The following is a 12021-nucleotide window of genomic DNA, read 5'->3' on the forward strand; positions in this document are numbered from 1 at the left end:
TTAATTTCATTATATGTCATGTTTGTGACAGAATTTCAATAAAAATATGCAAAATCAAATCCCTCCTGAGGAAAGTAAAAATAAAACGCATTTTGGCTTTCAGACGGTCGATGAAGACCAAAAGGCTCAAAAAGTAGCCGATGTATTTCATTCGGTTGCTAAAAGATATGACATTATGAACGACTTTATGTCAGTTGGTCTACACCGAGCATGGAAGTTTTTTACTATCGGTAAGGCAAATGTATTGCCAGGTATGAAAGTACTTGATGTAGCGGCTGGTTCGGGAGACTTGACGATTGCCTTTGCAAAAAAAGTTGGGACTACAGGAGAGGTGTGGCATACGGATATTAATTATTCTATGCTTTCTATAGGTCGAGACCGCCTAATTGATAAGGGTTTTAATATTCCAAGCATAGTGTGTGATGCAGAGAAATTGCCTTTTAAGGATAATTATTTTGATGTTGTGACTGTGGCATTTGGTCTTAGAAACATGACCCATAAGGATAAAGCTATTGCCGAGATGTATAGGGTTATTAGACCAGGGGGTAAGCTTCTTATATTAGAGTTTTCTAAGATTTATCAGCCATTAGAAAAGGTTTACGATTGGTATTCTTTTAATATTCTTCCATGGTTAGGGAAAAATGTAGCTAAAGACGAGGATAGTTATAGATATTTAGCAGAATCTATCCGCATGCACCCTGATCAGGAGACTTTAGCCCAAATGATGAGAGATGTAGGATTTGAAAGAGTTGATTATCATAATTTGAGCATGGGCATTGTAGCTTTACATGAAGGCATTAAGTTATGAGTTTAGCTTCTGATTTACTTAATGGTGTTGGAGGGTTATTAAGTCAAGCTGGCAGGACTTCTAGTGAATCTAGTAATTTACTTGCTTATTTAAATCCTTTAAAAATAGTAGTTCTCTTAATCAATTCTTCCATATCTAAAAATCCAGAGTTTAGATCTAAGCTTGAGATTCATAAGGGCAAATATATATGTGTAAAATTTATGCACAAAATATATTATTTTAAAATTATGGGCTCACATGGATTGGAGTATATAGAGGGTAATCATGACCACGATGCAAGTGTCACCCTTACTTTGGATAATAGTGCTTTATCTAAAATTCCTACATTGATTGTAGACGGCATTGCCATAGAGGATTTAATGCACTCAATGCATATAGAGGGTGAGGTTGGCTTGGCTAATACACTTGCTGAATTACTTGTTCTATTACGGGTTAGTAGTCAGGCAGAATTAAGTAATATGCTAGGTCCGTTTATTGCAGGCACTTTGTCTGAGGGTTTTAGAAAAACCAAAGAAATTTCAAATACCATTACTAATAAGGGATTTGATAGAGCTAAAGATTTTATGTCTAAGGATTTTCACGTAACTTTAAATAGAAATGATTTTCTTGAACTGAAATTTGAGATTCAGGATTTGGAAAACAGATTAGATAAATTATCTTGGAAGCTCAAATCTAAAAATTCAGTGGTCGAAGGTTCTGATACCCCAGGTGTTCAATGAGAATCTTTCGATTATTACGCATTTGCTTTGTAGGCTGGAAGTACAATCTGGATGAGCTTTTGTTGGAGCGTATGCGTAATCCATATGCATCATCATTTCTAAAACTGACCCGATTTGGACGTAAGCCCACAAAAGATAGAGGCGTAAGACTACGAGAGGCATTAGAAGAGCTAGGACCTATATTTATTAAATTTGGGCAGGTTCTATCCACAAGACGCGATATAGTACCAGCTGATATAGCTGATGAGTTGCAGTTGTTGCAGGATAGGGTGCCCCCATTTCCATCTAGAGAGGCAGTTTCGATTGTTGAAACTTCTTTTGGAAAACCCGTTAGTGAATTATTTGCCAGTTTCAACGAAGAGCCATGTGCATCAGCATCAGTAGCTCAGGTTCACGAGGCATCTTTGCATAATGGACGTAGGGTTGCAGTAAAAATTCTTAGACCCGAGATGCAAAAAATTATCGAAAAGGATTTATTGTTACTACATAGCTTTGCATCTTTAATTCAAAGATTTGTTCCAGACGGCAAAAGATTAAAGCCTAAAGAAGTTATTGCAGAGTTTGATCAGTACCTTCACGACGAACTCGACCTTCAAATTGAGGCGGCCAACTGTAGCCAACTTAGAAGAAATTTCAAAAAAAGTGATCGCGAGAATCTTTTACTAGTGCCAGAAGTGCATTGGGATTATTCCAATTCTAAGGTATTTACTATGGATTGGATGGAGGGCATCCCCATAGCACAGATTGATGCGGTTGCTGAGGCTGGTGTGGATATTAAAAAACTTGCACGAATGGGTGTTGAGATATTCTTTATTCAAGTTTTTGAAGATGGTTTTTTCCATGCGGACATGCACCCAGGCAATATTTTTATTTCAGTAAATCCTCAAACTTTTGGTCAGTATGTAGCACTTGATTTTGGTATAGTTGGGTCTCTATCAGACTTTGATAAAAACTATTTGGCACAGAATTTTTTAGCATTTTTTAATAGAGATTATCGTCGAGTTGCTCAGCTTCATATTGAATCCCAATGGGTTCCAGCTGGAACTAGAGAAGAGCAATTAGAGGCGGCCATTAGGGCGGTTTGTGAGCCTTATTTTGATAGACCTATCAGCGAAATAAGTCTAGGAAATGTTCTAAAGAGATTATTCCTAATTTCTAAAAGATTCCAAGTTTCTATACAGCCTCAGTTAGTGTTACTTCAAAAAACACTTCTTAATGTTGAGGGCATGGGGCGTGAACTTGATCCAGATTTGGATCTTTGGTCGACAGCTAAACCTTTTCTTGAAAAATGGATGATGAATCGTGTAGGACCTAAGCGACTTGTTGAGCAGCTAAAACATGAGTCAACTCAATGGGCAAATATTTTTCCTCAAATTCCTCGTTTGGTATATCAGAATTTAGAGCGTCAGGATCGAACTGAAGAGCTTATTGAACGAATCGAAAAACTGAATGAACAGCAAGATATGAATTTCAAATCCATTATCTTTGTTCTTATTTTGCTTCTTGTTATGTTTATATTTATTTTCAATCACTAGTATGCCAGGGTTTGAAAAAAAAATATTGCCACCTCATGAGTTAAGTAAAAGATTAAAAACTTTTTCTAAAGTAGTTTTTACAAATGGGGTGTTTGATATATTGCATCGCGGTCATGTAAGTTATCTAGCAGACACAAAAGAGCGTTTTGGAGGGGTTCTGGTTGTAGCTTTAAACTCTGATGCTTCCGTGAAGCTATTAAATAAAGGAGATGCCAGACCTTATAATTCGCTTTCAGATAGGATGGCGATGATAGCAGCCTTAGAAAGCGTTGATTTTGTGACGTATTTCGAGGAATCAACGCCATATAATTTGATTGAGTTACTAAGACCTAATGTGATAGTCAAAGGCGGTGACTATGATATGAGTAAGCTACCAGAAACCGAACTAGTGAAGTCGTGGGGTGGTCAGGCATATGCGATTAAGTTTGAATATGACTGCTCAACTACTAAGCTAGTTGAAAAAATTAAAAGTAATTAAAAAATAAATTCAGACTCTACGAAAGCCGACCCGTGCAGTTTTTCTATTACGGTTTCGGTTAAGTTCACTTCATCAAATTCAGAGGCACTCATACGGGTGATAAGCTTCATCTCGATTACTGGAGGAGTCCCAATAAAACCCACCAATCGACCACCAACGGAAAGCTGATACTTCAAGGCATCAGGTAACTTAGGGCAAGAACCTGTAATAGCGATTGCGTTATATTCACGTGTACCCCATCCAGAAGATGCATCTCCAATCTGCACACGTACATTACTAATATGATTACGTGCTAGGTTCTCCATCGCAAAGTTTGCAATATTAGGATTTATCTCTACTGACTCAACTTCTGTACATAGGCGACTTAGAAGTGCTGCTTGAAATCCGCTACCAGTACCAATCTCTAAGCAAGTGTCGGTAGGAAGTAATGAAAGAGACTGTGCGATTCTAGCTTCCGTAATTGGTGTAAGCATGTGCTCGCCAGATGGCTCTCCGTTTACTACTATAGGTATGCTAGTGTCTGAATAAGCAACTGTGACAAATTCAGGTGCCACAAATGCCTCTCGAGAAAGTCCTAAAAGTGCGTTAAGCACAAGCTCATCCAAAACACCAGCAGGTTTAATCTGCTGTAGAATCATATTGATGCGGCTTTTCTCGAGAAGTGAATTTAAGCTAGACATAGGACACCTTTAAAATTTGTGAACACATTTTACCAAACATTGTAAAAATGATGTATAGGTCCGTGTCCATGCCCCACTGACAATAAGTTAGAGTTTTCAATGGCTTCGTGCACATACTTAATTGCATCTCGCGTGGCCCTCGGTACATCGCTATATCTAGCTTGTAGAGCACATATCGCAGAAGACAGCGAACATCCCGTCCCGTGCGTATTTTTTGTATCAAATTTGGGATTAACGTGCTCAATCATCCTGTCACCATTAAAAAGTAAATCAACGCTCTCAGCTTCACTTGAGTGCCCGCCCTTCAAAAGAACCCAACTTTCTCTGGATTGGTTCATAAGTTTATGTAGTTTTTCTGTAGCTTTATAAGCCTCTTTTAGGTTGGCAATGCCCCCCTGATTCAACAACTCAGCTGCTTCGGGCAAATTTGGTGTAATCATATGGGCAAATGGAAGTAGATCATGAGCCAATGAAGAAATAGCTGAGTCCTCTAATAACTTGTCCCCACTTTTTGCAACCATAACAGGATCTAAAACAATAAACGGTGGGTTATGTTTTTCAAGCCCATCGGCAACAGTTCTAATAGTGTTTGAATCCCCGAGCATGCCAATTTTTACAGAGTCAATACGTACATCTTCAAATAGAGTATCGATTTGAAGGTTTATAAAATCTCTACCGATAGGTTTAACACCAGTTACACTTTGGGTATTTTGAGCTGTTAGTGCAGCTATGACTGCACAAGCATAGGTTCCAAGGGCGGACATTACTTTTACATCTGCTAAAACACCAGCCCCGCCTGACGGGTCTACACCTGCTATTGTTAATGTGTTTTTAATCATATCCATACTTATTTGTTTTAGATTTTTAATAATATTGTAAAGGCTTCAAGTAGTAAAATAACAGAAGTTACAATTTGTGAAATCAGGAGCCCCATATGGTCGCAAAGAAGACTTCAAGCCCAACCAAAAGGACTGAAACTAAGTCTACTACTGCAAGTAAAACCAGTTCTAAAACGCCAACACGAAGCACCTCAAAATCCACAACTAAAACTTCATCCAGAGCTTCAACTCGAGCTCCAAAAGCAATAGAGCCTAGATCACGTAAGACTATCGAGGGTGATACCATTACGGGTAGCACTCAAGCTGCTACTAGACGAAATGTAGTCTCTCATAAAGTTATATCCAAAGCTGAACTTCAAGCTGCAAACCTTGCCCGAGAGCTTGCACATGCGGAGACTTCGGTAGATCGTCACGAAAGGGCGAATGCATTATTAGAAATACTATCTCCAGATGATAGAAATGCTTTGCTCAAAGTTTTACGTGAAGAAAAACGTAGACTTGAATCATCAAGCAAAAAAAATCCCGATTTGGAATTAGTTGATGACTGGCAAAAAGAGGGCGTGTACCCTTACAAATATTTAATGAGCAGACGCAACTATGAATTCCAAAAATATAATCTACAGGTTGAATTATTAAAGCTTCAACAGTGGGTTCAGGATTCTGGAGCACGCGTAGTTATTATCTTTGAAGGACGCGATGCTGCTGGTAAAGGGGGTACCATTAAGCGTTTTATGGAGCATTTAAATCCACGTTATGCTCGCATCGTAGCTCTTCAAAAACCAACTGAGCGTGAAAGTGGACAGTGGTATTTCCAAAGATATGTTGAGCATCTTCCAACAAAAGGAGAAATCGTACTTTTTGACCGCTCATGGTATAACCGTGCTGGGGTTGAGCGTGTAATGGGTTTTTGTACAGATGCTGAGTATCAAGAATTTATGCGTCAGGCTCCTGAGTTTGAGCGTAATCTTGTGAGGAGCGGAATTGTTCTGATTAAGTTCTGGTTCTCTGTAAGTCGTGATGAGCAACGTCGTCGTTTCCGTGAGCGCCAGCATCACCCACTCAAACGTTGGAAGCTATCTCCAATCGATTTGGCTTCACTTGATAAATGGGATGACTACACTAAAGCTAAAGAAGCGATGTTCTTTTATACCGATACAAGTGATTCTCCATGGACAGTTGTTAAGTCTAATTGTAAAAAACGTGCTCGACTAAATGCTATGCGTTATGTACTTAACAAATTTAACTACAACAACAAGGATATGGAAGCTATAGGTAAAATTGACCCACTAATAGTAGGTCGTTCAAATGTAGTTTACGAATCAGGCGAAGAGTATATTTCTCATAATGATAAGAAATAGTATCCATCGGATAAGTAGCTATACTTAAAATTGGCATTATGGCTAAATAGTGATACGGCAATACTGAGTATAATTAGTATTGTCGTTTTTTTTGATATTTTTTATGCCTACATTTGATTATGATTTATTCGTTATAGGTGCAGGTAGTGGCGGTGTTAGAGCCTCTCGCATGGCTGCCAGTATGGGTGCCAGAGTTGCTGTGGCAGAAGATGCACCCTTAGGTGGCACATGCGTAAATTTAGGATGTGTACCAAAAAAACTCTACAAATATGCATCAGATTTCTCAGGTGACTTTGAGGCTTCAAGGGGCTTTGGTTGGAGCATCGAAGGCATCTCATTTGATTGGGAAGTTTTAAAAGCTAATCGAGCAAAAGAAATTTCTCGTCTAAATAATATTTATCAAAACATATTAGAAAAACCAGGCGTTCAAATCATCCGAGGTCGTGCAAGCCTTGTGGATGAGCACACTATAGAAGTTGAAGGAAAACATTACACCTCTAAAAATATACTTATTGCCACAGGTGGATGGCCAGGTATTCCTGAAATAGAGGGAGGAGAGTTATCAGTAAACTCCAATCAGATTTTCGATTTGGAAGAGCTTCCTAAAAAGATTGTTATCGTTGGCGGGGGATTTATTGCCTGCGAATTTAGTTCAATCTTTAATGGGTTGGGAGTACAGGTACATCTTATTGTTCGCTCAAAGATGCTTAAAAACTTTGATGCCCCAAGTATGGATTTCTTGAAAGAAGAGATGATTAAGCATGGAGTGGATATACAAGAAGGCGTTAATATCAAATCCATAGATTTGAACGATGAAGGGTCCGAGTTTAAATTGACAGTGCATCTTGATAATAATGTATCCCTTCAGGCCGATGAAGTTCTTATGGCTGTAGGTCGCATACCAAATACTGAAGGTCTAAATTTAGATGAAGTTGGTATTGAAACATCGAAATCAGGACATATAAAAGTAAATGAAAATTTTCAAACATCTGTGCCTTCAATTTTTGCATTGGGTGATGTGGTAGGTCGATTAGAACTCACTCCAGTCGCTATTGCTGAAGCAATGACTCTAGTTAATCATATGTTTGGAGATGGCACTCGTAAGATGTCTTATCAAAATGTTCCGTTTGCCGTCTTTACAAATCCTACTTTTGGGTCTGTAGGGCTTACTGAAAGCGAAGCTCAGGAAAAATTTTCTGATGATGTTGAGATATTCGAATCTAACTTTAAGGCTATGAAGCACACGCTTTCTGGCAAAGATGAAAGAACCTTAATGCGTATCATCGTACAAAAATCAACGGACAAAGTTTTGGGTGTACATATGGTGGGTGAGGATGCTCCTGAAATTATCCAAGGTTTTGCTGTTGCATTGAGAGCTGGAGCGACAAAGGCGGACTTTGACTCAACTATTGGTATTCACCCAACCTCTGCTGAAGAGCTCGTAACCATGCGTACTCCAAAATCAAAATAGGAATTTTTATGTCTATTATTTCTTCTACTGTTGCAATAGGTACTCTTGGCGGTACTATTACTATGACAAAATCCACCGATTCAGGTGGTATTAAATCTACATTATCAGCGGAAGATTTGATTTCTTCTGTACCTGGTTTGCAGGACATGTCACTAGAGATTTGGCAAAAAACAATTGCTAACGTTGCCAGTGGGTCGCTGGATTTTGATACGGTCTTCGCATCCCTTGCTTGGGCAAAGCAACAAGTGGAACACGGTGCTCAGGGTGTTGTTTTAGTTCAGGGTACAGATACTCTGGAGGAAACTTCATATCTTTTAGATTTGTACTGGCCGTATGCAGCACCGCTTGTACTCACAGGTGCTATGAGACATCCAGAATTAGCTGGTGCAGACGGGGCCGCAAATTTACTCGCTGCCATTAAAGTTGCAGTCGACATTAAATCTCGAGGGCATGGGGTATTTGTAGTTATGAACGATGAAGTACATCAAGCCCGTTACGTAGCAAAAACTCACGCCAATGCTGTAGATGCTTTTGAATCCCCTCAGACAGGACCTGTTGGAGTGGTTACTGAAAACAGTCTTCATATAAGAAGATCGCCAAATGAACGTATGCTTTTCCCTGTTCCTGAGGATTACGATGCACGTGTTCTTCTATTAGAGTCTACTTTAGATGAATCTGGTGAAATTTATGATTGGATACCGAAGTCATCTTATAAAGGTCTTGTGATTGCTGGATTTGGAAGTGGACATGTTCCAGGTAGCATTGCCAGCAAAATAGAAAAGATAATTAACGATATGCCTGTGTTGGTCTGCTCCAGGACTGGGCGTGGGACTACAACTTACAAAACATATGCGTATGAAGGTAGTGAAATCGATCTTCAACAAAAAGGTGCCTTGATGGGTGGCTTTTTATCTCCTCGTAAAGCTAGGCTTCTTTTGAGTGCGATGATTTGGTCGAAGATGGATAGAAGTAAAATTTGCGAGCATTTGCGTAATTACAATAAGGACTCTGTCTAAGGCATGAGCGAAAAAGCTTTAGTTGTTTTTTCTGGCGGTCAGGATTCTACTACCTGTCTGCTTCAAGCTATTGAAAATTTTGGTGTTGGCAATGTTAAAGCAATCACTTTTATATATGGTCAACGACATGAGATTGAACTGAAAAAGGCTAGAGAAATTGCGATTGATCTCGGTATTGAGCAGACTATACTTGATCTTAGTGTGATGAAGTCAATCACCACAAATGCACTTATGCAAAAGGGTGCTGAGATTAAGACTGACGAATCAGGTCTACCTAATACATTTGTAGATGGTCGCAATGCATTGTTTCTTTTATATTCCTGTATCTATGCAAAGTCTCAGGGCATAAAAAATATTGTTATCGGTGTGTGTGAAACTGATTTTAGCGGTTATCCAGATTGCCGAGATATTTTTGTGAAATCGATGAATGTGAGTATGAACCTTGCTATGGACTACGATTTTGTTGTTCATACACCGCTTATGTGGCTTACTAAGGCTCAAACATGGGAGTTAGCTGATAAGTTGGGGCGTTTAGATTATGTTAGAACTCGTACGCATACATGTTATGAAGGTGTTGAAGGTGGGTGCGGAAACTGTCCTAGTTGTGTACTTAGAAATCGTGGACTTGAAGAGTATTTAAATTCCAAAAATGAAAGTAGTAAAAACGTTTAACTTCGACATTGCCCACCTGCTTGATGGTCATGACGGTAAGTGCAAAAATTTGCACGGGCATACATATAGACTTGAAGTTGAGGTTGCTGGACCAGTTATTGAAGATGGTCCGAAAAAGGGTATGGTTATTGATTTTGCGGACCTAAAGAGTGTGGTCGATGACTTAATTATTGCCCGTATGGACCATGCTTTTTTGTACGATTCTACTAATGAAAGAGAGACTGCAATAGCTCAATTACTAGAGGGCTGGAACATGAAAACTTATCCATTCAAACATAGAACAACTGCCGAAAATATTTCTCGTCATATTTTAGATTTGCTAAGAGAACGCCTTGAAGGCGTTAATCGAGTTCGTTTGTGGGAGACACCTTCTTCTTATAGTGAATGCACTTTCGATGACGAAATTTGAAATTATAAGATTGCAGTCTGGTGCGACGGAACCGCAATTTCGCATAGTTGAAATTTTTAAAAGCCTTCAAGGAGAAGGGTTTAACACGGGGATGCCTGCTACATTTGTGAGGCTTGGGCGTTGTAATCTTGCTTGTGGATGGTGTGATACAAACTACAATTCGTTTGGTTTAAAGTCTCTTTCGGAAATTCTGCAGATTGTTGAAGATTTGGGTCAGTCAAATATTATTTTGACGGGTGGAGAGCCTTCAGTGCATCCAAATGTTGAGCTTTTAATCGAGGCGTTTAAGAGTCGTGGGTACTATTTGTGCATTGAAACTAACGGTATTAGTGATGTGCCAGAGGGTATAGATTATATTGCCATAAGCCCAAAGTATTGCTATAAGGAGCGTTACGAAAAGGTTGGTTTGAGGTATGCAGACGAAATCAGAATTGTTGTTGATTTTAATGAGACAAACCGAGAAGATTTTTTGAATTGGCTACAAGATATAAATGAGAAATTTAATTCAAAAAAATATTATTTATCCCCATTGGAACATGATGGTAGCATGAACATTCAACAGACTATAAAAATTATTGGGGAATTGAATGGTTTAAAAATTGGACCTAGGTGGGAGTTAAGCCTGCAAACTCATAAGCTTGCAGGCATAGAGTAGTTAGAAAACATCTTTACCATTAAATGAATCTTCGGAAAAGTGCCTATTCTGAGTTTGCATTTTAGCTAATTGAGCAAATCTTTGATCCTGATTGTACTCAGACAAAGAATATACAGCCCAGATAATCGCTGGAATCCAACCTATTAAAGTCACCATAAGAATCAAACAAATAATCCCTTCAATAGGTTTACCGATAGTAAAGAAAAGAACTGGAGGAAGGAAAATAGCCAATAATAAACGCATAAATTTCTCCTAATATCTAATCAACTAAATTTGCCTTGATTGATTGAACTCAAATTCACGAATTCTTCGTTCGTTTTTGTAATTAGACAAACATATAAAAGCCCAAACCATGCAAGGTATCCATCCAAAAATCGGAAATATAACAATTCCAAAAATTGCAAGTATAAAGGACAGCACAAATATTAATGTAAAGTAAATTAAGCAAAGTAAACCCTGAATTGGTCTACCAATTGTGAAAAACACAAGCGGTGGGAAAAATATAGCTAAAAGAATTCGAATCATAATACCCCCTATAAGAAATAATCCGTATATAACACAACATATTGTTTAGTGCTTATTATATATAGGTACTAGTTAAGTTTATTTAAATATAGGAGAAAAAATGTCTGACTTTTATGATTTACAAAAAAATCGCCGTTCCATATATGCACTTGGAAAAGATATCCACTTATCTAATGAAGAAATCGTATCGTTAATTCAAAATGCAATTAAAGAATCTCCGACTGCGTTTAATTCTCAGTCTAGCAGAGTTGTTATCTTATTAGGTGTGGAGCATGATAGATTTTGGGAGCTTGTTAAATCCTCTATTAAAGAAGTTGTTAAGCCTGAGGATTATCCAACTTCTGAAAGTAAAATTAATGGTGCATTTAAGGCAGGATATGGAACTGTACTGTTTTATGAGGATCAGACCGTTATAGATTTCCTTCAGCAGCAGTTTCCCCTATATAAAATTAACTTTCCTAAGTTTTCATTGCAAAGTAGTGGCATGGCACAATATGCCGTATGGGTGGCATTAGCTGAAAAAAATATTGGGGCTTCATTACAACACTACAACGAATTGATTGAGCAAAAATTAATATCTGAATTTGGAATTTCGGATAAATGGTCCCTTGTGGCTCAGATGCCTTTTGGTAGTATTAAAATAGATCCAAACCCTAAGGATTATGTATCAGATGAGGGACGGTTTTTGATTCTAGGAAACAATAGTTAGTTGACGTGAAATAGAGCTAGATTTGGTGGTTTGGGGCGGAATCGAACCGCCGACACGCGGATTTTCAATCCGCTGCTCTACCAACTGAGCTACCGAACCATATTGATATGTAAGCTATATATATTACTGAAATTCTTTCCGTTTGTG

General features: G+C 38.4%; 14 protein-coding genes, 1 tRNA gene and 1 pseudogene. 11 read left to right on the forward strand and 5 right to left on the reverse strand.

All coding sequences use genetic code 11. From position 1 onward, the window contains the following. Positions 1-46 precede the first annotated feature (46 nt). Genes ubiE through rfaE2 form a run of 4 tightly spaced genes read left to right on the forward strand, consistent with a single transcriptional unit; the run spans position 47 to position 3540 of the window. Positions 47-808 (forward strand): bifunctional demethylmenaquinone methyltransferase/2-methoxy-6-polyprenyl-1,4-benzoquinol methylase UbiE, encoded by a 762-nt coding sequence (ubiE, locus tag KUI_RS01280; protein ID WP_013522034.1) that lies wholly within the window; start codon positions 47-49, stop codon positions 806-808. Next, positions 805-1527 (forward strand): ubiquinone biosynthesis accessory factor UbiJ, encoded by a 723-nt coding sequence (locus tag KUI_RS01285; protein WP_014840115.1) that lies wholly within the window; start codon positions 805-807, stop codon positions 1525-1527. Before ubiE ends, KUI_RS01285 begins: the two co-directional genes overlap by 4 nt. Next, positions 1524-3062 (forward strand): ubiquinone biosynthesis regulatory protein kinase UbiB, encoded by a 1539-nt coding sequence (gene ubiB, locus KUI_RS01290; RefSeq protein ID WP_014840116.1) that lies wholly within the window; start codon positions 1524-1526, stop codon positions 3060-3062. Before KUI_RS01285 ends, ubiB begins: the two co-directional genes overlap by 4 nt. 1 nt (position 3063) lies before the next feature. Next, on the forward strand, positions 3064-3540 hold the full coding sequence (rfaE2, locus tag KUI_RS01295) for a D-glycero-beta-D-manno-heptose 1-phosphate adenylyltransferase (protein WP_014840117.1): 477 nt from the start codon (positions 3064-3066) through the stop codon (positions 3538-3540). Here the strand turns inward: rfaE2 and KUI_RS01300 are convergent. Beyond that, on the reverse strand, positions 3537-4220 hold the full coding sequence (locus KUI_RS01300) for a protein-L-isoaspartate O-methyltransferase family protein (protein WP_014840118.1): 684 nt from the start codon (positions 4218-4220) through the stop codon (positions 3537-3539). The genes rfaE2 and KUI_RS01300 overlap by 4 nt on opposite strands. Before the next feature lie 29 nt (positions 4221-4249). Further along, positions 4250-5059 (reverse strand): bifunctional hydroxymethylpyrimidine kinase/phosphomethylpyrimidine kinase, encoded by an 810-nt coding sequence (gene thiD / locus KUI_RS01305; RefSeq protein ID WP_014840119.1) that lies wholly within the window; start codon positions 5057-5059, stop codon positions 4250-4252. Between the two features lie 95 nt (positions 5060-5154). Between thiD and ppk2 the strand changes: the two genes are divergently transcribed. From ppk2 to KUI_RS01335, 6 genes are all read left to right on the forward strand, one after another. Beyond that, on the forward strand, positions 5155-6417 hold the full coding sequence (gene ppk2, locus KUI_RS01310) for a polyphosphate kinase 2 (protein ID WP_013522040.1): 1263 nt from the start codon (positions 5155-5157) through the stop codon (positions 6415-6417). Positions 6418-6520: 103 nt separating this feature from the next. Further along, positions 6521-7888 carry a glutathione-disulfide reductase gene (gene gorA, locus KUI_RS01315; protein WP_014840120.1) on the forward strand — a complete coding sequence of 456 codons (1368 nt, stop codon included), beginning with the start codon at positions 6521-6523 and terminating at the stop codon, positions 7886-7888. Positions 7889-7896: 8 nt separating this feature from the next. Beyond that, on the forward strand, positions 7897-8904 hold the full coding sequence (locus KUI_RS01320) for an asparaginase (RefSeq protein ID WP_013522042.1): 1008 nt from the start codon (positions 7897-7899) through the stop codon (positions 8902-8904). 3 nt (positions 8905-8907) lie between these two features. Continuing rightward, positions 8908-9576, forward strand: coding sequence for a 7-cyano-7-deazaguanine synthase QueC (gene queC / locus KUI_RS01325; RefSeq protein ID WP_014840121.1), 669 nt, complete (start codon positions 8908-8910; stop codon positions 9574-9576). Next, on the forward strand, positions 9554-9985 hold the full coding sequence (gene queD, locus KUI_RS01330; RefSeq protein WP_014840122.1) for a 6-carboxytetrahydropterin synthase QueD: 432 nt from the start codon (positions 9554-9556) through the stop codon (positions 9983-9985). The genes queC and queD overlap by 23 nt, the downstream gene beginning before the upstream one ends. Before the next feature lie 91 nt (positions 9986-10076). Further along, positions 10077-10640 (forward strand): 7-carboxy-7-deazaguanine synthase QueE, encoded by a 564-nt coding sequence (locus KUI_RS01335; RefSeq protein WP_014840123.1) that lies wholly within the window; start codon positions 10077-10079, stop codon positions 10638-10640. 69 nt (positions 10641-10709) lie between these two features. On the opposite strand, the pseudogene KUI_RS01340 reads toward KUI_RS01335, so the two are convergent. Both KUI_RS01340 and KUI_RS01345 read right to left on the reverse strand, forming a co-directional pair. Next, positions 10710-10883, reverse strand: a pseudogene (locus tag KUI_RS01340) (YqaE/Pmp3 family membrane protein); the annotation flags it as partial. A 24-nt stretch (positions 10884-10907) separates the two neighbouring features. Further along, positions 10908-11165, reverse strand: coding sequence for a hypothetical protein (locus KUI_RS01345; RefSeq protein ID WP_013522047.1), 258 nt, complete (start codon positions 11163-11165; stop codon positions 10908-10910). A gap of 100 nt (positions 11166-11265) precedes the next feature. On the opposite strand from KUI_RS01345, the gene KUI_RS01350 reads away from it, so the two are divergent. Next, positions 11266-11874, forward strand: a complete 609-nt coding sequence (locus KUI_RS01350) for a nitroreductase family protein (protein WP_013522048.1) — start codon at positions 11266-11268, stop codon at positions 11872-11874. Positions 11875-11897: 23 nt separating this feature from the next. On the opposite strand, the gene KUI_RS01355 is transcribed toward KUI_RS01350, so the two are convergent. Next, positions 11898-11973 (reverse strand) — tRNA-Phe (locus KUI_RS01355). Positions 11974-12021: the final 48 nt, after the last annotated feature.

Source organism: Taylorella equigenitalis ATCC 35865, assembly GCF_000276685.1.
In the GTDB taxonomy this organism is placed as follows: Bacteria; Pseudomonadota; Gammaproteobacteria; order Burkholderiales; family Burkholderiaceae_B; genus Taylorella; species Taylorella equigenitalis.